The 22,689-nt window shown below is 51.0% G+C and carries 21 protein-coding genes and 2 pseudogenes; 11 read left to right on the top strand and 12 right to left on the bottom strand.

Annotated features, from left to right (window positions below; translation table 11 throughout):
- Positions 1-198 precede the first annotated feature (198 nt).
- Positions 199-1,704 carry a cysteine--tRNA ligase gene (gene cysS, locus H6F88_RS14975; protein ID WP_190643554.1) on the bottom strand — a complete coding sequence of 502 codons (1,506 nt, stop codon included), beginning with the start codon at positions 1,702-1,704 and terminating at the stop codon, positions 199-201.
- 222 nt (positions 1,705-1,926) lie between these two features.
- Here cysS and H6F88_RS14970 point away from each other — a divergent pair, with 222 nt between their 5' ends.
- From H6F88_RS14970 to H6F88_RS14950, 5 genes and pseudogenes are all read left to right on the top strand, one after another.
- Positions 1,927-3,102 (top strand): GTP-binding protein, encoded by a 1,176-nt coding sequence (locus H6F88_RS14970; RefSeq protein WP_199333620.1) that lies wholly within the window; start codon positions 1,927-1,929, stop codon positions 3,100-3,102.
- A 15-nt stretch (positions 3,103-3,117) separates the two neighbouring features.
- Positions 3,118-3,570 (top strand): annotated as a pseudogene (gene dtd / locus H6F88_RS14965) (D-aminoacyl-tRNA deacylase).
- Positions 3,571-3,678: 108 nt separating this feature from the next.
- Positions 3,679-4,470: an HAD hydrolase-like protein gene (locus H6F88_RS14960; protein ID WP_190643553.1), complete on the top strand. Its 792-nt coding sequence runs from the start codon at positions 3,679-3,681 to the stop codon at positions 4,468-4,470.
- A gap of 207 nt (positions 4,471-4,677) precedes the next feature.
- Positions 4,678-5,454 (top strand): MBL fold metallo-hydrolase, encoded by a 777-nt coding sequence (locus H6F88_RS14955; RefSeq protein WP_190643552.1) that lies wholly within the window; start codon positions 4,678-4,680, stop codon positions 5,452-5,454.
- 73 nt (positions 5,455-5,527) lie between these two features.
- A complete protein-coding gene (locus tag H6F88_RS14950; protein ID WP_190643608.1) occupies positions 5,528-6,835 on the top strand; it encodes an aminopeptidase P N-terminal domain-containing protein in 1,308 nt (435 codons plus the stop codon).
- A gap of 166 nt (positions 6,836-7,001) precedes the next feature.
- Here H6F88_RS14950 and H6F88_RS14945 read toward each other — a convergent pair whose 3' ends face one another.
- Positions 7,002-8,735: an N-acetylmuramoyl-L-alanine amidase gene (locus H6F88_RS14945; protein WP_199333624.1), complete on the bottom strand. Its 1,734-nt coding sequence runs from the start codon at positions 8,733-8,735 to the stop codon at positions 7,002-7,004.
- 129 nt (positions 8,736-8,864) lie between these two features.
- Here H6F88_RS14945 and H6F88_RS14940 point away from each other — a divergent pair, with 129 nt between their 5' ends.
- Together H6F88_RS14940 and H6F88_RS14935 are read left to right on the top strand one after the other, a co-directional pair.
- Entirely contained in the window at positions 8,865-9,071 is a 207-nt protein-coding gene (locus tag H6F88_RS14940; protein WP_190643550.1) for a hypothetical protein, read from the top strand.
- Complete coding sequence (locus tag H6F88_RS14935) at positions 9,043-9,273, top strand: hypothetical protein (RefSeq protein ID WP_206756447.1); 231 nt, start codon at positions 9,043-9,045, stop codon at positions 9,271-9,273. Before H6F88_RS14940 ends, H6F88_RS14935 begins: the two co-directional genes overlap by 29 nt.
- 10 nt (positions 9,274-9,283) lie before the next feature.
- On the opposite strand, the gene H6F88_RS14930 is transcribed toward H6F88_RS14935, so the two are convergent.
- On the bottom strand, positions 9,284-9,679 hold the full coding sequence (locus H6F88_RS14930) for an ATP-binding protein (RefSeq protein ID WP_190643548.1): 396 nt from the start codon (positions 9,677-9,679) through the stop codon (positions 9,284-9,286).
- Between the two features lie 73 nt (positions 9,680-9,752).
- On the opposite strand from H6F88_RS14930, the gene H6F88_RS33400 reads away from it, so the two are divergent.
- The 4 genes from H6F88_RS33400 (at position 9,753) to H6F88_RS14910 (ending at position 13,982) form a co-directional block, all read left to right on the top strand.
- Positions 9,753-10,577, top strand: coding sequence for an RNA polymerase sigma factor (locus tag H6F88_RS33400; RefSeq protein ID WP_190643547.1), 825 nt, complete (start codon positions 9,753-9,755; stop codon positions 10,575-10,577).
- 37 nt (positions 10,578-10,614) lie between these two features.
- The gene (locus tag H6F88_RS14920; protein WP_190643546.1) at positions 10,615-11,076 is read left to right on the top strand and encodes a cupin domain-containing protein; all 462 of its coding nucleotides are present in this window, start codon (positions 10,615-10,617) and stop codon (positions 11,074-11,076) included.
- Between the two features lie 316 nt (positions 11,077-11,392).
- The gene (locus H6F88_RS14915; RefSeq protein ID WP_190643545.1) at positions 11,393-13,039 is read left to right on the top strand and encodes a CTP synthase; all 1,647 of its coding nucleotides are present in this window, start codon (positions 11,393-11,395) and stop codon (positions 13,037-13,039) included.
- Positions 13,040-13,055: 16 nt separating this feature from the next.
- A complete protein-coding gene (locus tag H6F88_RS14910; RefSeq protein ID WP_242050563.1) occupies positions 13,056-13,982 on the top strand; it encodes a PhnD/SsuA/transferrin family substrate-binding protein in 927 nt (308 codons plus the stop codon).
- A 202-nt stretch (positions 13,983-14,184) separates the two neighbouring features.
- Here H6F88_RS14910 and H6F88_RS14905 read toward each other — a convergent pair whose 3' ends face one another.
- From H6F88_RS14905 to H6F88_RS14865, 9 genes and pseudogenes are all read right to left on the bottom strand, one after another.
- The gene (locus H6F88_RS14905; RefSeq protein ID WP_190643544.1) at positions 14,185-15,090 is read right to left on the bottom strand and encodes an alpha/beta hydrolase; all 906 of its coding nucleotides are present in this window, start codon (positions 15,088-15,090) and stop codon (positions 14,185-14,187) included.
- Between the two features lie 162 nt (positions 15,091-15,252).
- Complete coding sequence (gene gatA / locus H6F88_RS14900) at positions 15,253-16,710, bottom strand: Asp-tRNA(Asn)/Glu-tRNA(Gln) amidotransferase subunit GatA (protein ID WP_190643543.1); 1,458 nt, start codon at positions 16,708-16,710, stop codon at positions 15,253-15,255.
- Positions 16,711-16,969: 259 nt separating this feature from the next.
- Positions 16,970-17,363: pseudogene (locus tag H6F88_RS14895) on the bottom strand (type II toxin-antitoxin system VapC family toxin).
- The gene (locus H6F88_RS14890; RefSeq protein ID WP_190643542.1) at positions 17,364-17,612 is read right to left on the bottom strand and encodes a DUF2281 domain-containing protein; all 249 of its coding nucleotides are present in this window, start codon (positions 17,610-17,612) and stop codon (positions 17,364-17,366) included.
- 74 nt (positions 17,613-17,686) lie between these two features.
- The gene (locus H6F88_RS14885; protein WP_190643541.1) at positions 17,687-18,028 is read right to left on the bottom strand and encodes a hypothetical protein; all 342 of its coding nucleotides are present in this window, start codon (positions 18,026-18,028) and stop codon (positions 17,687-17,689) included.
- A gap of 143 nt (positions 18,029-18,171) precedes the next feature.
- Positions 18,172-19,500, bottom strand: a complete 1,329-nt coding sequence (locus H6F88_RS14880) for a DUF58 domain-containing protein (protein ID WP_190643540.1) — start codon at positions 19,498-19,500, stop codon at positions 18,172-18,174.
- On the bottom strand, positions 19,497-20,447 hold the full coding sequence (locus H6F88_RS14875; protein ID WP_190643539.1) for an AAA family ATPase: 951 nt from the start codon (positions 20,445-20,447) through the stop codon (positions 19,497-19,499). Before H6F88_RS14875 ends, H6F88_RS14880 begins: the two co-directional genes overlap by 4 nt.
- A gap of 41 nt (positions 20,448-20,488) precedes the next feature.
- A complete protein-coding gene (locus H6F88_RS14870) occupies positions 20,489-21,697 on the bottom strand; it encodes a DUF4350 domain-containing protein (RefSeq protein ID WP_190643538.1) in 1,209 nt (402 codons plus the stop codon).
- The gene (locus H6F88_RS14865; protein WP_190643537.1) at positions 21,694-22,302 is read right to left on the bottom strand and encodes a DUF4129 domain-containing protein; all 609 of its coding nucleotides are present in this window, start codon (positions 22,300-22,302) and stop codon (positions 21,694-21,696) included. The genes H6F88_RS14870 and H6F88_RS14865 overlap by 4 nt, the downstream gene beginning before the upstream one ends.
- Positions 22,303-22,689: the final 387 nt, after the last annotated feature.

Raw genomic sequence — 22,689 nt, 5'->3', positions numbered from 1 at the left:
TCACTAGCAGTGTAATCTACTGGCAGCAGATCGTCCTTTCCTTCTCTACGAGTACAGAGTGAGCCTGTCCGGTAAATGTGAAGGGCGGTTGCCCCTCAGAAAGCAAAGTTTGCTAACGATGCGATCGCCCCATTTCACTTTGGCAAAAATTCAGAATTCAATGCTTGCTCAGGAGTGTAAGGACAGTTCAGAGGAAATCTAGCTGCGGTGCCAGGTAGTGATACCGCCTGGTTGGTCAACCAGGATGATGCCTTTAGCTTTGAGTTCATCACGGATGCGATCGCTCTCTGCAAAGTTTTTTGCCTTCCGAGCTTCCTGCCGCTGTTGGATCAGGTCCTCAATTTCAGCGTCAGTTGGGGAATCGGCTTGTTGCAGCTCTGCACTGGGTTTTGCTTCCAGTCCTAGAACTTGAGCAAGGCAGACGAGCATTTGCCATTGTTCGCGAATCGCTTGAGCATCAGTGCTGGCTTTGCCTTGATGAACGATTAGGTTTCGTTCTTTTTGTAGAGATTTAGCTAGCTCGAAGAGGATGGCGATCGCCCCCGGTGTATTAAAATCGTCATCCATTGATTCCTGAAAGCGTTGAACAGCTTCGCTTTCAGAAGGAATTCGCATATACTCTGGGTTGCCAAAGGAAGAATCGTCTGTGTCTGTCCAGCCCAGTTGGCTACCGTACTGGTAGCCAAATAGCAACCCGTCCTGGAGAGTTTCCCAGCTATTTTTGGCAGAGGCGATCGCCTCCTCCGTAAAGTCAATCGGCTTGCGATATTGCGCCTGTAACACAAACAGCCTCAGCGCCATTGGATCTGGTGCATTCGGTGCATCTAGAAGCTGGCGGATCGTGGTGAAGTTGCCCAGCGACTTAGACATCTTTTCGCCGCCCACATTTACCATGCCGTTGTGCAACCAGTACTGCGCCAGCGGTTTTCCCGTGACGGCTTCCGATTGGGCAATTTCATTCTCATGGTGCGGAAACACCAGGTCAGCGCCACCGACGTGAATATCGATTGTGTCTGCTAACGTTCCGTCTGGAGTTTTAAACGCCTCGCGCACCATTGCCGAGCATTCAATGTGCCAACCCGGCCGGCCTTCTCCCCAGGGAGATTCCCAGGCAGGTTCTCCAGGTTTGGCTGCTTTCCATAAAGCAAAATCAGACGGGTCTTGTTTCTTTTGTGCTTCGGGGTCAGCCTCAACTCGACCGCTTGCTCCGGCTTTCATATCTTCGAGCTTGCGTCCCGAAAGTTTGCCGTATTCGGGAAAATTTCGCACGGTGTAGTAAACGTCGCCCTCTGCAGGATAGGCATAGCCCTTTTGCTCTAGTTCGTGAATTAGGCGCTTGATGCCGTCGAGCGTATGCGTGGCGCGGGGATACGCGTCGGCTTCAAGAATGTTGAGCCGCGCCATGTCTTCAAAGTAGGACTGGGTGTAGCGTTCTGCTACATCCTGCATAGTGGAGCCTTCTTGCCGCGCTCGATTCAGAATTTTGTCGTCGATGTCGGTAAAGTTTTGTACGTAGCGCACGTCATACCCGCGCCACTGTAAATAGCGCCGCACCGTATCCCAGACGATATAAGAACGGGCGTGCCCCAAATGGCAATAGTCATAGACCGTCACGCCGCAGCAGTACATCCGCACCTTGCCGGGTTCTAGCGGTTCAAAGGATTCTTTGTGGCGGGTGAGAGTGTTGTAAAGCTTTAGGGGCATGGCGGATTAGAGAGTGAAAGGGTGGAGTAGGGAAATTGGGAATGAGGGAGTAGGTATTTTGAGAAGGACTGCAATTTAAGGCTAGCAACCGAGAACAGATCAGTGATAATGATCAGTCATAATGGAGAGTGCAGATCAAACAAAGATTCATAGATTAGTCTTTGGCGATCGCTCAGCTTTTCACCATTCTCCTAACTTTTTGACGTTTTCTACCACTGTGCCATGACATCTGTAGTCACTCCTAACCAATCTGAAACGATGGATGACCTCAAGCGAGGGTTGCCCGTCACCATCATCACAGGCTTTCTGGGCAGCGGTAAAACCACTCTCCTCAACCACATTCTGACCAACCAGGAAGGACTGAAGACCGCGGTCTTGGTCAACGAATTTGGCGAAATCGGCATCGACAATGAGCTGCTGATTACCACAGGCGACGACAACATGGTGGAGCTGAGCAACGGCTGCATCTGCTGCACCATCAATAACGACCTGATGGAAGCGGTCTACAAGGTTTTAGAGCGTCAGGATCAGATTGACTACCTGGTCGTTGAAACAACTGGATTGGCAGACCCGCTGCCTGTTGCGCTGACGTTTTTGGGAACGGAACTGCGCGATTTGACCCGACTTGACTCCATCGTTACGGTAGTTGATGCGGAGAATTACAGCCTTGACCTGTTTAACAGTCAGGCGGCGCACAATCAAATTGCTTACGGTGACATCATCCTGCTGAATAAAGCTGACCTGGTTGATGAAGCTGACCTGGATTTGCTGGAAGTCAAGATTCGTGAGGTCAAGGAAGGCGCTCGGATTTTGCGGACAACTCAGGCGCAGGTGCCGCTACCTCTCATCCTAAGCGTTGGGTTATTTGAATCTGACAAATATTTCAACTCGAATGGTTCAACGTCTGAGCACGACCACGACCATGATCACGATCATGGGCATGAAGCTCACGACCATGACCACGCTCACGAGCATCACGACCATTCAGAGTGCGATCACGATCATGGGCACTGCGCTCATGACCACGACCACGACCATCACCATCACTCAGACCATTTGGCGGTAGATGGGTTCACCTCAATTTCTTTCCTGAGCGACAAGCCGTTTGCGATCAGGAAGTTTCAAAATTTCCTGGATAATCAGCTTCCCGCCAGCGTGTTTCGGGCAAAGGGGATTCTCTGGTTTGATGAAAGCCGGGATGAGCAGGGCAAGCCGAAGCGCCATATTTTCCACCTCAGCGGTAAGCGGTTTTCGTTGGACGATGATGAGTGGAAGACCGCACCGAAAAATCAGCTTGTGCTGATTGGGCAAGATTTGGATCATGAGAAGTTGCGATCGCAACTCGAAGCTTGTGTTTGTATGCCTTCTACCAATCGCGGTCGCGGTTTTGGCAGGTAGACAATCAGTAAAACTTTGCGAGTCGTTCTTCAGTGAGTTACCCATTCCCAAGTCGTGGTCGATGGTGAGGTCATCGGTCTGATTGGGCGTGGGTTGAACCTGCTGGTTGGCATTGCTGATTCTGATACTGAGGCAGAACTGGAGTGGATGGCGCGAAAGTGTCTGGAACTGCGGATTTTTCCAGATGCAAGCGGCAAGTTCGATCGCTCAGTTTTGGACATACAGGGTGAACTGCTGGTCGTAAGCCAGTTCACTTTATATGGAGATTGCCGCAAGGGTCGTCGCCCTTCTTTTGACAAAGCTGCTGCCCCGGCGAGCGCTGAATCTTTGTACAACCAGTTTGTAGAGAAGCTGCGGCAGAGCGGCTTAAAAGTTGAAACTGGAAAGTTTGGTGCAATGATGCAGGTTTCGATTGAGAATGACGGACCTGTGACGCTGCTGCTGGAAACTCCGTCAGCGCAAGTATGAGACATATTAGAAATACTAATATAGTTTTGCTGAAAAATTGTTGACGGCTTATGACTATTCGACTAGTGTGAAGAAGTATTTCACGATGATTGCTATAGGTAACATTAAATGACAGGTGTTGTAGCTTCGGGTTTGTCTCAGTTTCAGCGTTGCCGAGATCAATTCGCCCCAGCGTTAGCACCTGGTTCAACGGTTTTCTGCGATTTTGATGGGCCGATTGTAGACGTCTCTGAGCGGTATTACAGCACCTATCAGCTTGGGTTAGCAGAGGTACAGGCAATTTACCAAGCTGAAGGAATAACGCTGCCAATTCGGGTTTTGAGTAAGGTGCAATTCTGGCAGATGAAGCAAGATCGGGTGCCCGACCTGGAAATTGCAATGCGATCGGGTTTGCAGCAGGCGCAGATCGATTTGTTTTTGCAGCGAGTCAGCCAAATCGTAAATCAGCCGACGCTGCTACATAAGGATCAGCTTCAGTTGGGTGTGCGCTGGGCCCTGGCAATGCTTCATGCTAAAGGGATTCGATTAGTGTTGGTGACGCTGCGCTGTCAAACGCAGGCAATTCAGATTTTGCAGAACTATGGGCTGACTCACCTGTTTAGCGCAATCTGGGGTACTCAAGACGAGACAGCAGCTTATCGCAACTACGCAGACGAAAAAACGCGGCTTTTGGTATCGGCTTTGGAGTCTTCCCAGCAAGAGAGAGCGGCTTCAGAGCTGTCGCGGTGTGCCTGGATGATTGGCGATACTGAGGCAGATATTCTAGCTGGACAGGCAACAGGGGTTCCGACGATCGCCCTCACCTGCGGTATTCGTAGTCGCACTTACCTAGAAAAATTTACCCCAACCTGCATTTACAGCGACTTGCTTTCCGCGACTCGCTATTTAATTGGAGAATAAGCAGGTTCTGTCGCTTCACTTTGATAAACAAGCTTGATAGATAAGAATGCTCGTCAACGTACCCTTACGCTTGGAGGGGCAAATCTTCTCAACGGCTGGAAAAAGCGATCGCCCTGATTGCTATCTGATAGCGGTAAGCTTAATATTGCTGATTTCAGCTTGATCACCCAGTAAAACCTAGGGTGGCACAGTGTAAGTGAGGAGATTATGAAGCGGCGACAGTTTGTTCGATATACAGGAGCAGTGCTGACAGCAGCAGCAACCACCGGGGCGATCGCTCGGTTTCAGCCTGTTCAGGCTCAGTCTAATGAGGCGCTTTCGGTTCAGTGGTTAGGACATACCTGTTTCCGGTTCACGGGCGGCGGACGACGCATTCTGGTTAACCCATTTCGTCCCATTGGCTGCACGGCAGGATACCGTGCTCCTCAGGTAGACACTGACCTGGTGATGATCAGCAGTCGTTTGCTAGACGAAGGAGTGGTCGAAGGCATTCCTGGAAACCCACGTTTACTAGCTGAACCAGGCGTTTACCAATTTAACGGACTTGAAGTCTCAGGCGTCAGCACTGAACACGACCGCTTAGGCGGACGGCAATTTGGCACCAACGTGGTGTGGAAGTGGAATCAATCTGGAATTAACGTCGTTCACATGGGCGGCATTGCCTCCCCAATCACCGTTGAACAGCAGATTTTAATCGGTCGTCCTGACGTAGCGCTGATTCCGGTGGGTGGTGGCCCAAAAGCTTACACTCCCGAAGAAGCTGTGCAGGCAGTGCGAACGCTCAACCCCAAAGTTGTCATTCCGACGCATTATCGCACCCAAGCAGCCGACGCGAATGCTTGCGACATCGTAGCGATAGATGGATTTCTGACTTTGATGGAAGGCTCTACCATTCAACGGGTGAATAGTGACACAACTTCCATTCGTCGCTCTGATTTGCCCGAAAGCGGTACAAGAGTAACAGTCCTGAGCTACAGCTTCTAGTTCACTGACTAATAGTCATACATCACGTCAACCCCTAATTTGCACTTAATCTGCACTACCTCAGCACATGGCAATGCAACAGGAATATGCTCAGCGGCGTGAGCAATTAATGGCACGAATTGGCAAAGGAACGGCGGTGTTTCGCAGTGCGCCGATGGCAGTGATGCACAATGATGTGGAGTACAACTTCCGGCAGGACAGCGATTTCTTTTACCTGACTGGCTTTAATGAACCTCAGGCAGTCGCAGTTTTGGCACCGCACCATGAAGAGCATAAGTTTGTGCTGTTTGTGCAGCCGAAAGACCCGGAGCGGGAAACCTGGACGGGCTATCGGGTAGGGGTTGAGGCGGCAAAGGAACGGTTTGGCGCTGATGAGGTTTATCCGATCGCCGAATTGGATGAAAAGCTGCCCCAATATCTGGAAAAAGCTGACCGAATTTACTATCGGCTAGGGCGCGATCGCCCTTTCAACGACACCATTCTGAAGCACTGGCAGCGCTTGATGAGGAGTTATCCCAAGCGCGGTACTGGCCCAATCGCCATTGAAGATCCGGCTCCAACGCTGCATTCTCTACGGCAAATCAAAAGTCCGGCTGAGCTAGAGCTAATGCGTACAGCAGCAGCTATTTCAGTGGATGCTCACAATCGGGCGCGGGAGTTTACTCAGCCAGGGCGCTATGAATACGAAGTGCAAGCGGAGATGGAACACACCTTCCGCTTGCGAGGTGGAATGGGTCCTGCCTATCCCTCAATCGTGGCTTCGGGAGCGAACGCCTGTGTGCTGCACTACACCGAAAATGAGCGCCAGATGCAGGACGGTGAGCTATTGCTGATCGACGCAGGTTGCGCCTATGACTACTACAACGCTGATATTACCCGCACTTTCCCGGTAGGGGGTAAGTTTACGCCAGAGCAAAAGACGCTGTATGAGATTGTGCTCAAGGCTCAACTGGAGGCGATCGCCCAAGTTCATCCAGGCAAGCCCTACGGTCTGATTCATGACACAGCCGTGCGCGTGATTGTGGAAGGGCTGATGGAGTTGGGACTGCTGCAAGGTGACATTGAGGAAATCATTAAAGAAGAAAAATACAAGCCTTTTTACATGCACCGCACTGGGCACTGGCTTGGTTTGGATGTGCATGATGTCGGGGTGTACCAGCACGGTGAAACGCCCCATAACCTGGAACCTGGACAGGTTCTTACTGTAGAACCCGGAATTTACATCGCACCTGACATCAAACCCGTTGAGGGACAGCCAGAAGTTGACCTCCGCTGGCGTGGAATCGGTATTCGGATTGAGGATGATGTGCTGGTGACTTCAGCAGGACATGAGGTGCTAACGGCAGGTGTGCCGAAGGCGATCGAGGAGATAGAGCGTTAGAAATGGGATTGTGAATTAGATTGTGTCAAGTAGGAAAAATTAAATCGGAAACCTGCTTTCGATTAGGTGGAACGCAAGCGATCGTGCACCAAAATCGAACGCCCGTTCACATACAGTAGCTTCTTGATGGGCACGAGTTGATGCTCTTTGCCCATACTACGTTTGATCATTCTTCTGATGTCTGAAACCATCCAGTAATGCCTGCGGCGATCGCCTCCGCCAACTGCTCCTGTTCCTCTGGGTCAACGATCCACTCAAATTCTGTGGGGTTGATCATGAAGCCGAGTTCTAGCAGTACGGAGGGAGCAATGCTGGGACGGGTGAGTGCCAAATTATTCCAGAAGATACCATAAGAGGGGCGATCGCGAGTTTCAACCAGATGGTTGTGCAGAAATACGGCTAGGCTGTGCGCTTGAGGGTGGTACCAAAAGGTGCCGATTCCGGCGGTGTTGGCTGCGTCACCAGAATCGGGTAAGGCATTGTAGTGGATGCTGAGAGCGATCGCTGGCTCCAATTGGTTAATCAAATCTACTCGGTCTTGCGGATACAAGTCTGCGTCACCTTCACGGGTCATGTAAACCGTGGCTCCGCGTGCGATTAAGCGATCGCGAATCAGGTTCGCCATCACCAGGTTTATCTCTTTTTCGGGATAGCCCGTTGGCCCGCGTGACCCTAAATCTTCAGGTCCACCGTGCCCTGGATCGAGTAGGATGCTGATTCCGGCTAGGGGCTGGCTTCTGTTGTCCGCTATTTCGGGTGGATGTCGTAGGGACAACACTAAACTGGTGCCTTCATACGCCAATTCGTAGCCCCACTGCTGTTTGGTTTTGAGCTGAAAGGTGTATTGGATTTGGTCAGGGGAAATCTGCTGCCAGGCCAGCCGTTCAATTAAGGGATCATCGTTGAGTAGAATGGTGTCCGTCTGAGCAGTGGTGTTGTGGAGCGTCAGGGTAAAGGTGTCGCTGCCCTGGTTGACGCTAACGGGGACGGGCACCTGGAGCGGAAAGGTAATCTGAGTGCGATCGCTAAGCTGTTCAGCCCGAATACTGCGAATCAGCGATCGCGGTGGCACGGGACTCTCGGAAATCTGGATTTCTGTTGCTCGAATCCAGGCTCCGTAGTCGAGGCGATACCATTCGCCTTCTCGTCCGGTGACGGTGGCTCTAGTTCCGGTGGGTAGAGGGGTAAGGCGGGAATGGTCAGTGCTGGGTCCAGTACGGGCGGTGCCGGAAGCGGCAGTTACTTCCACGACCTGAAATTGCACAGGGGAAAGGATTTCTACGGTTCCAGGGGCTTGCTGGCGAACGGTTTCGCCGTTCAGGGTTAGCTCAAATTGGGGTTGCCCTAAGTTGCCCATCTGGGTTGTTGCGCCACATCCCTGATAGGTATTGGTGGTAGCTGTGACAGGCTGGTTTTGCAGCGTTAGAACGGCAGAGTTGGGCGGTAGATCGGTAGTGTTTTGGAGCAAAAGCGGAATGGTTTGATTGCCCAAGCTGACGGAAACGGTGGCGTTGGTGGGGGCGATCGCACTAAAGCAAATCGGTTCGTTGGGCTGTCGGGAAATATCCACGGCAGGGGTAAGTGATCCTTCGGCAAAGGCTGTTCCGACGGGTGCAGGCGGATCGGCGGAAACGCGATTAACCCGAATCACTAATTCCTGATCCTGGTAGCGCAAGGTAAACACGTTTTCGCCAAGCTGTAGCGGCAAGCTGGGGGCAAAGTGTCCGGCGGGGCTGCGGGCGATCGCTTCCCCATTTACCTGGACTTCACCTTCGGCTGGGGCAGTGCCAATGAGGAAGATTTGGTTGGCGGTGGTTTCGTGGTTATCGGGTGGGTAGACAACAGATAAAGGTTGATTGGTTTGGGCGATCGCTGCTGTTCCTGCCATTCCCATCATCATGAAGCTGATGCTTGTATTCCACGCAATGCTGCTGAACCTGCTCATACCAAACCTGCCTGAACTCATGATGGACTATAAACCAAAAGGCATCGCTTAAGCTAATAGCGATCGCCATAAAGCCTAATCAAGATGAAAATCGCAAATCAAACACCCGATTGTCTACAGTTTCGAGGTGTAGGGATTGGCTGGGTGGTGATCAGTTGTTTAGGTGGACTGCTATGTTGGGTTGCAGGATATCCCGGTTTGCGTTCAGGGCACTTCTTTGGACAGCTTGTCGGTGCAGGGATGTTGCTGGCTGGCAGTGTGTTTGAGGCAGCAGTATATCTTTTACGCTAAAACTATTCGACGAAGGTTGCAGGATGTAGCGGCTGTGAAGGTGACTGAGCAGGAGGATAGCGATCGCTCTCTTTTCTACGAAATTAACCTTGTGTTGAAATCAGGGGAAAAGTTGTCTCTTCGGGAAGGCACTAATAACTCTGACAAGCAGGAATATGAGCAAGTTGCAGCTCAGATTCGTCAGTTTTTGCAGTTGTTCTAAGCGGGATGCATTATTTGCCAATTAAAGTTTTAGGCCTCATCACAAAAGCTATGATCTGCTCTAACGTTGGACTGTAACCATCAGTCGTATCTACAGTTAAAGTTGGCAGATCCATCTCTGGTGGATAGTATTTCCCTACCAGAAGCTCAATCCCTTCTTTGCTTGAAAGAGTAGCTTTGTCGCCATGAAAGCGTTCTCGTGTGAAGTTAGCCAGTCCGCGCTCAATGAAACGTGCCTTGGCTAGATAAGGATCTACTGTGCATACGACAATCGAATTGACGTAGCCCTCCTTGAACTCATCCCGGCAGAGCGCTGTGCAGTGTATTTGTCCTACCAACTTGTGAGCAAGTGTAGTCTTTCCTGATCCAGGGCGACCTGTTACCACAACAACGAATGGTTTGGTCATGGGCAAAACGGTAAGTAACTTTTTTTTTCCACCCTACCACTATTAATCAGTAGAGTTATTTAGCAAGAGAAGCGTGTCCGAACAAAGTGATTTGGAGTTAGTTCTTCTTTCACAACAGGGAAACAAAGCTGCATTTGGTCAGCTGGTGTTGCGTTATCAACCCATGGCACAACGCCTTGCTACACAAATCATCGGTGATGGAGACTTGGCTCAGGAGCTTGTGCAAGATGTAATGCTACAAGCCTATGTTTCGCTGGAAAAACTAAATGATCCAACATGCTTTAAGAGTTGGTTATACGGTATTGTCCTAAATATTTGTCGGAACAATTTGCGTCGTCGTAAGGTAATCTGTTTTTCCTTTGAGGCAATGGTAGGGAATTTAGCAGATGAGCTGCCAGTGACTGGAGGTAGTTCATCGGACCCTCAGTTAGTGGCAGAACGGGAAGAACTTTACACTGCGTTGCTAGAAGCAGTTGATACTTTATCCCCGAGGAATCGCTCGGCAATTCTACTCTTCTACCATGAGCAGTTCAGTCTGCAAGAAGTGGCAAATCGTTTAAAGATTTCGATTAGTGCTGTGAAAGGGCGTTTACATAAATCTCGTCATCAACTGAGAGAGCAGTTATCGCTTCTTCAAGATCAAAGCCAATCTGGCTCATTCCAGGAGATTCAAACTATGACTACAAATACTTCTTCCCAACCTAAGCTGGAACCCTGCTGTTCGTTTTGTCGCAAAAATAGTGAACAAATTGATACTCTGATTGCAGGGCCAGGTGTTTTCATCTGCAACGTATGTGTTGATATTTGTAATCAAATTCTTAGTGGCAAGATTCCTCCATCTCCTCTGACGCAGGAGGAAGTTGCGAAACTGATGGATTCAGGCAAGTTGAGTGACTGAATCCGGTTGCTCTCCTTGTCGTTAACCCGAAATTGTGATGATTGTTGACCCGCAAAATGTTCCAATTAGCCAAGGTTCCAATTATCCTGACTTGTTTAAACCAAGGGTGGCAGGGCGTTTGAAGCAGCGTCTAGGAGATGCGGTGGGTTTAAGCAATTTTGGGGTCAATCAGGTGACGCTTCAGCCGGGAGGTCAGTCTGCGCTGCGACATTGGCATACCAAGCAGGATGAGTTTATCTATGTGTTGTCTGGGGAACTGACGTTGATTACAGATGCGGGTGAGCAAATTCTCACGGCTGGAATGGCGGTGGGGTTTCCGGCGGGTGAGGCGAATGGCCATCATTTGGTGAATCGTTCTGAGCAGGTGGCGGTTTATTTGGAGGTGGGCGATCGCACGCCTGATGATCAGGGGGTTTACCCGGATGATGATTTGATGGCAAAGCACGGCGATCAGGGGTGGGTCTTTACACGCAAGGATGGAAGTGTGTTTGAGGATTAAGCTGTTGCTGTTTAGAAATTGTTGACTCTAGCTAAGTCCTTTTTTGGGGGCTAGCCCCCAAGCCCCCACTGAGGGACGAAGCGCGTCCCCCAGACCCCCTCCGCAAAGGATTGGAGATGGGTGGCATGGCGCGCTTCGCATCGGTGGGCGGCAAGGTTTTGCTGTGCTCTGTTGCATAGGTGAATTCAAAGAAAAGCTGTCTGTTTCCTGGCAATCAGAAGCGCCTATGGCACAATGAATGGGTTATAGACATGGTCTGAATTTCTTAAGCTTTGTCTACCAGCTCTGCATTTTTAATTCCTAACTTCTCACTTCTATGACTAGGTTTGTATTTGTTACGGGCGGCGTGGTTTCCAGTATTGGAAAGGGGATTGTGGCGGCGAGTTTGGGGCGGTTGCTGAAGTCGCGGGATTACTCGGTGTCGATTCTGAAGCTTGACCCTTACATTAATGTTGATCCGGGTACGATGAGTCCGTTTCAGCATGGTGAGGTGTTTGTCACGGAGGATGGGGCGGAGACTGATCTGGACCTGGGTCACTATGAGCGGTTTACGGATACGTCGATGTCGCGGCTCAATAGTGTGACGACGGGTTCGATCTATCAGGCGGTGCTCAATAAGGAGCGGCGGGGTGACTATATGGGGGGCACGGTGCAGGTGATTCCCCATATCACGAATGAGATTAAGGAACGGATTCTGCGGGTGGCGAAGAATACGAATCCGGATGTGGTGATTACAGAAATTGGGGGGACGGTGGGAGACATTGAGTCGCTGCCGTTCTTGGAGGCGATTCGCCAGTTTCGGAAGGATGTGGGACGGCAAAATGTCGTTTATATGCACGTGACGCTGATTCCCTGGATTCCGTCGGCGGGGGAGATGAAGACGAAGCCGACGCAGCATTCGGTGAAGGAATTGCGTTCGATTGGAATTCAGCCGGATATCTTGGTTTGCCGCAGCGATCGCCCCCTTCCACCTGGACTCAAGCAAAAGCTGTCGGAGTTTTGTGATGTGTCAGCCGAGTGCGTGATTACCTCACAGGATGCAGGCAGCATTTATGAAGTGCCGCTGATGATGGAGCAGGAGGGCTTGGCACAACAGGCTTTGAGTTTGTTAAATTTGCCGCAGCGAGAACCAGAACTGACGCAGTGGCAAACGCTGGTTGATCGGCTCTATCGTCCTAAGCACCCGATTGAGATTGCGATCGTGGGTAAGTATGTGCGGCTGAGTGATGCTTACCTGTCAGTAGTGGAGGCGTTGCGCCATGCGGCGATCGCGATGGGCGGTGATCTCAACCTGCGCTGGGTCAACTCAGAAGAACTGGAAACGCATGACGCGGCTGAATATTTGCAGGGTGTTGATGGGGTTATCGTACCTGGTGGGTTTGGCACTCGTGGCATCAATGGCAAGATTGCTGCGGTTGAATATGTGCGCGATCGCAGAATTCCATTCTTAGGATTGTGCCTGGGAATGCAGTGTTCGGTAATTGAATGGGCGCGCCATGTCGTTGGGCTGGAAGATGCCAACAGTGCCGAGTTTGACGCTGAATCTAGAAACAAAGTCATCAACCTGCTGCCCGAACAGCAGGACGTGGTAGACCTGGGTGGCACAATGCGATTGGGGCTTTATGCCTGTCGTATTGCTCCCAATACTTTGGCAGACCGCCTTTACCAGGAAGAGGTAATCTATGAGCGGCATCGCCATCGCTATGAGTTCAACAACGCTTACCGCAATCTGTTTTTGGAATCAGGTTATGCCATCAGTGGCACCTCACCTGATGGGCGGCTAGTTGAAATTGTTGAGCTTCCCGGTCATCCGTTCTTCATCGCCACTCAGTTTCACCCAGAGTTTCAGTCACGCCCCAGTCGTCCCCACCCCTTGTTTAGAGGTTTTGTGGAGGCGGCGATCGCCCACACCGGAACAGCCCAGCTCTCCTTAGAACCCTCCCTCAGCGCTGAGCTTAGTTAACAAACGAGGTTAAGCTTTGCCGACTCCCCGCCGCCCTTCCAAAATCGATGCTAAAAAGCAGCGCTTGCTTCGTCGTCGCTTGCTGCTGGTGTCTTTGTTGCTGCTGGCTCTCACCCTTGGGTTGTGGTTAAGCGGCTGTACCCACGACTCAGCCGATCCGGCTGGCAAACTGGTAGTCGGCATTATTAGCTACGACACAGATAACACAGTAGAAAAATACGAGCGCTTTAGAGAGTACCTGGCAGGACAAACCCGCGCCATCGTAGAACTAGAACCTGCGTTTAACGAACTTGCTGCCGTCGAGCAGATTCAGCGGCAGGTCTGGTCAATGGTGTTTGCTTCACCGGGGTTAGCAGCGATCGCCATCGGCAGTCAGCAATACGTTCCCATCTTCACGATGCAAGGCATCAACAACCTGCGCTCGGTCATCGTCGTGCGGGACGAAAGCCAGATTCAAACCCTTGGCGACCTCGCCAACCGGACAATCGCATTAGGAGAACCCGGCTCCGCCGCAGGCTACTACCTACCGCTCTACGACCTGTATGGCTTAACCCTAGCTGAAGTGCGCCTTGCCCCCACTCCAAAAACCGTTTTGGAATGGCTAGATGAAGGGGCGATTGCCGCCGGAGCCCTATCCGAAGACGACTTTCAAAACCTCCGAAGCCAATTTCGCGACACCAAATTTCGAGTCCTGCATACCAGCCGCCCCATCCCCCCCGGCTCCGTTTTGCTAGCGCCCACCGTCGAGCGCAACCAGCAGCAGCAAATCGAAACCGCCATGCAGCAAGCCCCCTCCAACATCATCGGCGACTCCGGCTACATCCCCAACGTCCCCCTACCCGACTACAGCCAACTGATCGAACTCGTCGAAAAAATTCAGCCAATCGAATCCCGCATTCGAGAGAAACCAGCAGTTTTGACGGCGAAAGGTATTAGGGGCTAGGGGTGTAGGGTATGAATTCTTAGGTGGGGGCAATGCAAAGGACCCTTGCCACCCACCGATGCGAAGCGCGTCATGCCACCCATCCTAGACCCTTGCGGAGGGGGGCTGGGGGACGAGCCCGTCCCCCAGTGGGGGTTTGGGGGCAAAGCCCCAAAAGCTTAAATCGAGAAACAGAATTCAAAAAATCGACTTCAGAACACCATCAGTCCTGCGACTGAAGACTCGCCACACTTGCCCGATCAACAAACCGCCGCACCACCTGAAGATATTCCGAACCCGCCACATCCGCCACATCATTGTGTCCCGCATTCGGCACCAGCCAGATTTGCTTTGGCTCCGGTGCAGCAGCATACAGCGCCTCACTCATCACAGAAGGCACCTGAGTATCAGCAATTCCGTGAATGAACAATACTGGCACTTGCAGCAGCTTCTCCCCAGATGAGCCATCCGCCTGTAGCTTTTGCAAAGAGTCAAACCGCTGAGTCAACAGTAGATCCAGCGGAAAAATCTCCAAATTTTTGGCATAGCTTGCCATCTGGCGCATTGAAGTAAACGAGCTTTGCACAATTAACCCAGCCGCATTAGAATTTTGCGTCGCCAAGTTGATGGCGATCGCCCCCCCCAACGAATGCCCATAGATAAAAATTTGCTCCGGCGAAATTCCTAATTGAATCAGATGATCCCAGGCAGCTTGAGCATCTGTATAAACAGAAGCTTCCGTTGGAAAATCGCCATCACTCTTGCCATAGCCGCGATAGTCGATCAGCAGTACCGAAAAACCCAACTCGTGAAATCGGTTTGCCTGAGCCACATTTGCGCCAATGTTAGACCCGTTCCCATGCAAATAGAGCAAAACCCGCTCCGACTGCGCCGGAATCCACCAGCCATGAATTCTCTCGGTTTCATCCCCATCCCCAGTAACCGGAATCCAAACCTCCTCGTAGGGCAGGTTAAACTCCCTCGGCGTCGTTTGGATATAGGGCGACGGAAAAAAGATCATACGGGTCTGCCGCATGAACAAATAAACACAAGTCGCAGTGTAGGCGATCGCCACAAGACTCGCCACAGCCAGAAAAACCTTCAGGAACGGTGACAGTGCTTTAACCATGATCCCGATATGTAATGGCTTTGGGTTTAGGGTCCAGATTACAAACTCTTCTAATCTAAAGCGTTCTAGCTGAAATTGGGGATTGGGGTCAAGGCTTGGGAATCAAGGATTCCCGGTTCCCAACCCTCAGCTTGGGAACTAGCAAAAATGACCCGTTGCTCCTTAGAGCTGAGGCGATCGCTGATGCCAGGAAGTCGATTGCTCATAGCAGTAAGCAACCTCCAGCAGCAAGTCTTCACGGAGTACATTGCCAATTAGCTGCAGCCCAATCGGCAACCTCTGATCGTCAAATCCACAAGGTAAGCTGATGGCGGGCAACCCTGCCAGATTTACCGGAATCGTCATCAGGTCAGTTAGGTACATGCTCAGTGGATCAGCGGTCTTATCACCAGCCTTAAACGCGGTGGTGGGACTGGTAGGACACACTAAAATATCCACTTTCCCAAACGCCTGTTCAAAGTCCTGTTTGATCAGCGTTCGTACCTTTTGCGCTTTCAGGTAATAGGCATCGTAATAGCCAGCTGAAAGCGTGTACGTGCCGATCATAATTCGCCGCTTTACCTCTGCCCCAAAACCTTGAGCGCGAGTCTCGGTATACATCGACAGCAAGTTATCTGGATCTTTTGTACGGAAGCCATACTTTACGCCGTCATATCGTGCCAAATTTGCTGACGCTTCTGAAGGCGCAATGATGTAATAGGTCGGCAAACCATAGCGAAACTGCGGACAAGAAACAACCTGGATCTCTGCCCCCAGCGATTGCAATTGTTCTACTGCTTTTGTTACTGTCGCCTCGACTGTTGGATCTAAGCCTTGCCCAAAAGTTTCTTGGATTACACCGATTTTAAGCTTGCGTCTGGGCTTTAAGTCAGGCTTCAGCGCACTAGCATAGTCAGGAATGGGAACCTTGAGGCTGGTTGCATCCCTGGGATCATGTCCGGCGATCGCCCCTAACAAAATCGCTGTATCTTCCACCGACCGACCAAACGGGCCAATCTGATCCAGTGAAGACGCATAGGCAACCAGCCCATAGCGCGACACCAGCCCATAAGTTGGCTTCATCCCCACAATGCCGCACAACGACGCAGGTTGGCGAATCGAGCCACCCGTGTCAGACCCCAGCGCTACCACACATTCCCCGCCTGCGACCGCTGCCGCCGAGCCACCCGAGGAACCACCCGGTACCCGCTCCAGATCCCAGGGATTCGCCGTCACTTGAAACGCCGAGTTTTCGGTAGAGCTACCCATCGCAAACTCATCCAGGTTCGTCTTACCGACCATCACTGCCCCTGCTGCCGTTAGCTTTTCAGTGACAGCAGATTCGTAAGGCGGCACAAAATTCTCTAAAATCCGAGAGGCGCAGGTTGTCGGAATGCCTCGCGTACACAGGTTGTCTTTGATCCCAATCGGGATTCCAGCTAGCGGCGAAATTTCCTCACCCGCTGCAATTTTGGCATCTACCTTTCGCGCCTGCTCCAGTGCGTGGTCTGCCGTCACATGCAAAAAACTGTGCAGTTTTGGCTCTAGTGCCTGGATGCGCTCTAGAGCTTCCTGCGTAATTTCGACAGCAGAACGTTCCTTATGGGTTAGCTGGCGATGCAGTTCGCGGATCGATGACATGCGACAACCTCAATTAGCGGTTCAGATTTAACAGTTTAGGGCAAGCATTCAAAGCAATTTTGGCTCACGGTCAACTTGCAACAGCAGAGCCAATCGTTTCGCCTATACGGATTCGACCTGTTTCAGCCGCAAATGCCGTATTCCAAACTTCACTCTAGTAGATTTTGGAGCCAATTAGGGGAACTCTGGTTAGCGTTTAGAAGTTCTTAAGTATGCGATCGCTCTCCGGATGTCAGAGTTGGAGGAATAGAAACCAAATTCAATACCAATCTGCGATCGCAAGTCCCGGTACTCTGCCAAATTCATTGATGTTGTGAGTGACGAGAGTTGCCTGAAGTGCTATGGCTGTCCCTGCGATTAAAACATCTATTTTGTCCAATCGGAATTCCTTGTTGCTCTAACTGAGCGCGAATCGTAGCAGCATAAAGAGCCGCCTCTCGATCGAATGAAATTAAGCTAACGTGACTTAAAAGCTGTTGAAGTTGTTGAATGCGTTTCGTAGGAGAAGTCGATTTTGCAATACCAACTTGCAGTTCAAAGAGAACGATTGTCGGAATACCAATTTGTTGGGGAGCGACTTTAATGAAATTCTGAGCAACTTGCCCCTGACCCTTGAAGTAATAAATCAAGGTATTGGTATCCAAAACATACATTTAGAGGCTCTCCCGCAAGATGTCCTGCTCAGATACAGCACGAATGTCTTCCAGCTTCGGAAAGTCTTCGCCCCAACTTCCAGCAAGAGATTCAACTAGCTCTATCCAAGCATTTTGAGTCGCTGTATCGGTTGATTTGTTGACGTTTAGGTGTCTAGCTTGAACGGATTTAGCGAAATCTAAGATCTCACTGGCTTCATCTGGACGAAGGGCTTTGACGAGTTCGTAAATTTGTTCAGCAATGCTCATAGTTGAAACTTTGAAGGACTGATCATTCTTACTTCGATCCTATCTGCGAAATTGATTGCTGTAAAAGCTTTGCATTATCTGTAGCGCTTGAACTCACTAGTGTGGTCATCTTCTGGCTTTATGTACGGATCAAGACCATTATCCTCCCGCTCTACATTCTGAATCATTCTATCAAGCCAGACATAGGCTTCCTCATCAGGATTCTCGTAAATCACTTGATTTGCCATATCATTTACGAGAGTTAATGGCTGATCAGGTTCAAGTTCTCGATTCTGAATAATTGAGACAAAATCCGCCCATCTTTCTGCAATGATTGGATTATTCTTTATCGATTTTTTGATGCTTTGGATACCTTCTATATAACCAAGAGCGTCAAATCTTATAAGAATTGATACAGCGTTCTGGTAGTTATTCATAGTTTTTTCTCCATATTTTCTTTTTGTTTTGACACTTTAATAGAGCGTTTCGCGAAACGCCCCTACAAGAGTATCTATGTGTAGTTCAATTTGGAGAATTGGTATTACTTCGATCCTATCTGCGATCGCCCACCTTCAACCTTCTACAATTGACTGCGCGCTTTCAGTTGTAGATAGCGATCGACCAGTTGTTCCGTAATCTGATTAGCAGGTGCATCCAGAATTAACACGCCTCTTTGCTTGAGAGTTGCCAATGCTACCTGACGCTGTGCTAGCAAATCTAAAGCAACCGCACGGGCATAGGTGCCAGGAATATCTTGAGTCAAGGTGTGAGCCTGCACATCAATTTGGGGATCGCGCAGGGTGACGCAGAAGGGCAGATAGCGGGGAGCTAAGCGACCCATCGAAAGCAGCAGTTCTGATGATGCGGTTTTGTCTACCAGATCGGTGATTAAAACGACCAGGGCGCGGCGAGTGTGCTGACTGGTGATGTGGGTGATGGCTCCAAGATAGTCGGGTTCTAGCAACACAGGGTGAATGGGCGTGAGGCGTTCGATGAGTTTGGTGAGTTGGGTTTGTCCGCGTTCCGGGGGCACCCAGACCTGCATCTGCCGATCGAATACGCCGATACCGACGCGATCGCCTCGATTCAATCCCGCTAATGCTAGTGAAAGAGCTGCGTTCAGCCCCCAGTCAAATCGAGCCAATCCCTTCACCTGAGCCGTCATCAGGCGTCCCCGGTCAAGCAAGATCATCAGCGTTTGTTCTTGCTCTGGTTCCAATACGCGCAGCAGCAGCCGACTTCGACGAGCAGTCGCTTTCCAGTCAATTAGGCGGGGATCATCGCCTGTGCTGTATTCTCGCAACTCCGCAAACTCGGTGCCCATGCCCAACCGTTTTGCTCGACGAATGTTGCCGCTGTTTTGCAGGGACAAGCGCAGGGAGAGCGATCGCAACCCCAACAAATCGGGATAAACGGCTACCGTTTGCGGTTGAGGAATGCGCCAACTGTGCCATGCCAGTCCCCAGGCTCCGAGCTGCCGCACCTGGATATTGCCAAACAGATATTCGCCTCGCTTTGCCGGAAAAACGGTGTAGGTGAGTTCTTCCTCGCGGTCGGGCGGTAGCGTCAGTTCCAGTAGCGGTGGAGTGGCAGTAAATTCTGGTGGGTAAAAGTCACGGATTTGCAAGGTAGCGGGGCGATCGCTCGATTTCACCGTTAGCCGAACTGGATTCTCCTGCCCAATTGAGAGCCGCTGAAGTGACTCACGGGAGACTTTCACCGGACTAGATTTAACCTGCCGACTGTCCCAAAAAGCCAGCCCCAGAACGAGAACATCCCAGGTCAGGGTGAGCCCTAACGCAACCAGTAGCAAAGCAGGACGGGTATTGCCACTGCCAAAAGCAGCTAGACCCAGCCCTACCCCAGTTCCAAGCAAGAGCAATTGGTAAACGCGAGGAGCAGGGATCATCGCGGCACGGCCACCTGATTCAGCAAAGAAGACACCACGCCATCCAACTGGAGTCCGTCAAGTTGGGCTTCGGGACGCAGGATCAGACGGTGACGCAGTAGGGGAGAGGCGATCGCCTTCACATCATCGGGCGTGACGTAGTCTCTACCCGACAGCCAGGCCCTTGCTTTGCTTGCCTGAAGCCACGCTACTGCGGAACGGGGAGACGCGCCCAACGCCAAGTCGGGATGTTTGCGGGTGCGGTGTACCAGTCCCAGCAAGTAGTCCAGCAAATTCTCAGCGACTTGGATCGAGCGAATTGCCTGACGTGCCGCTAATACGTCTGCCACCGTTGCCAGGGGCTTTAGCTCTACCAAGTCGAGCCGCTTGGTTTGTAGTCCCGCCTGGGCATTGAGCAGCATTTGCTTTTCGGCTTTTGGCTCCGGGTAGTCCACGATTAACTTAAACAAGAAGCGATCGAGTTGCGCTTCGGGCAAGGGGTAGGTGCCTTCAAACTCCAGCGGGTTTTGCGTCGCGATCACCCAAAACAGATCTGGCAGGGGCAGGCTTTGCCCGTCGAGCGTCACCTGCTGTTCTTCCATTGCTTCTAGCAGGGCTGCCTGAGTTTTGGGCGGAGTGCGGTTAATCTCATCTGCCAGCAGAATTTCGGTGAAAACGGGCCCTTGCTTTAGCGTGAAGTTACGCGTATTCAGGTCAAAGATGTTGGTACCCAGGATATCAGAGGGCAGCACGTCAGGCGTAAGTTGAATTCGCCGGAAATCTGCCTTTACCAGTCGCGCCAGCGCCCGAACAAGCAGCGTTTTGCCTGTACCGGGTACGCCTTCCAAAATCACATGCCCACCTGATAGGAGCGCAACCATTAGTTCTTGAACCAGATTGGGCTGACCCACCACAATTTGGCTGAGGGCTTTACCGAGACGAATAAAGGTCGTGTTGGAGTCGTTCACAAGCTGGATTCTAATTTGAATAATTGATCTAAATAACTGAATTAAATAACTGAATTGGGTAGGTGACGACGCATTGTCCTCACTTTATCCAACCAAACTAGCAACTCCCGTTCGCTGATCTGAGCATGATTATCAGCTAAATCGAAGATTTCTGCTAACTCGGCGGCGGGTCGTCCAGTTTGCTGGGTCCAGGCAGCAGCAACGACCTTTGGCTCCAGTAAATCGTTGCCCAAGCCGAGCGATCGCTGCACATTCAGTTGCTCTGCCTTGCCGACCATTTCTACCACAAACTTGCTGGAGTTGACTTTTTGTAAAACGCCTGACATTGCTTGAATGTAAGCTTTGCTGTTGTCTACAGGGGGAGTTTCCAGGGCGATCGCTGGTCCCAGCCGCCGATGACCCAAAATCAATGCCAGCAGTATGATCCCTGCCTGCACAGCGATCAGCATTAGCGGTGTTTTTGCCAGATAGAGGAGGATGTTTTCTGAATTTTCCTGGGCGATCGCCGCTTCGTCTTTGTAGCCGTGAGAATATTCGTCCACCCAAATCGGATTGCCGATTTCCGTTAGCAGTTGCGCCAAAAACTCAAAATTTCCTGGCTCATCCTGGTAGGCATTGGCAGCAAGATGGGACGAAATAGAAAGAATGATGCGCCCCCGTCCCACTGTTTCTTGCCAGACGACGGCTCCGTGGGCATCTCTCAGCAAATCCTCAAATTCCCACTCCTCCATCCCAGGTGCGGAAAAAGATTGGGTTTGCAGCGAACGGCGGCTCGTCTCAACTTTGACACCACCTGCCGAACTTTCCAGCATCGAGCTAAACGGAGCCGCTGTAACCGTTCCCCTTACGCCTAACAGCACCAATACATTGCCTTGAGCGATCCAATCCCAGTCAAACAGATTCAAAGGCAATCCACTGCTGACTTGCACCAATGTCATTGAGGTAGCCGGTGCTGATTGCGCTAGTGTGCCATCCATTCCCAGATCATCAACCGTGGGAAAACGAATCGGCACCATATCAGGATTGTCGGTTCCAGGCTGACGCGGCTTAAGCAATTCCTCAAGCGGTCTTTGCCAACGCTGCACGGGAGTGCCCCGCTCTTGCATATAGGCATACCAGGCTCCATAGCCATCGGGCGATCGACTGTAGGTTGAGCCTTGCATCAGGCGGCTAGTGCGGGGAGCAAAAACCAGAGTGATCACGATCAGAACCAGCACAACGCCCAACCACAGCCGATATTTCTTGATCATGGCTGAATCTCCTGGTAAGCCTGCCAGCAGCGCTCAAATGTGTCGGATGAGATTGCTGCATCACTAAAGCAGAGTTGCTCATGGGTGCGAATCAGCGTTTGATAGGGCTGAGGTGGGTTGAGCGTCTGCACCAAATGCAGATATTCGCCATCGGTGCGGCTCAACTGCTGCGGGATCAGTTCTTTGTCATTCAAGTTTTGCAGCATTGCCATGTAGAGACAGCGACAGGCTTCGCGGTAGTCTCCTTGCTGCTGGGCAGTGCGCGATCGCCCCAACCACTCTGAGATGGTTAATGCTTGAGGTTGAGAGTTTGTTGATGGAGCAGGCGATCGCCGCAGTCGCCCAGCAGGAAAAAGGTAAGGATTGAGCAATTTATAAAGCTGCCAGCCAGCCCAACCGACTAGAGCAATCACGAGCATCCAAAATAGCCCTTCTAGCAACCAGTCAGGCAATGACCAATCAAACGCTGGTTTTCGATTTGGGTCATTGCCAAACAGCAATCGCTCGATGAATTCTTCAACCCGTTGCTGCACCTGCTGAAGTTGCCAACCCAGACTATTCTTTTGAAACTCGCCCGCTGTCTCAGTTCCGTTCGCTCCGACCATATTGCAACCGCTAATTTACACTAGGCGTGAGAAATATTCCTGCTCCAGCATAAACATAAGAACTAGCGAAGCGGGCTTCCTAACTGAGAATGAAATCGACGTGCTTGAAGGTCCCTATTTGCAGCTTCATAAGAAAAAGATATTGCGAAGAGCGTCCAAATTTTAAGGATATTTACAAAAGGAGTTGGTTTGTATAGTTCCTAAGGCGAATCTACTACTATGGATAGAGAAAGACAGATAAGTTCTATTCACTTCTCCATCAAAAGATGGCTGCATGAGATGAATCTAAGCATCTCACTCACCGTGTGCCACTTCTCTTCCATTTTTCTTGTGCCACTCGTCTGGTGATTGAGCGATCGCCCTTTCCCTACAGTTTGACTCACCGTT

Source organism: Oculatella sp. FACHB-28 (genome assembly GCF_014696015.1).
GTDB lineage: Bacteria > Cyanobacteriota > Cyanobacteriia > Elainellales > Elainellaceae > JAAUTN01.
This window is presented reverse-complemented; position numbering and strand designations above follow the sequence as displayed.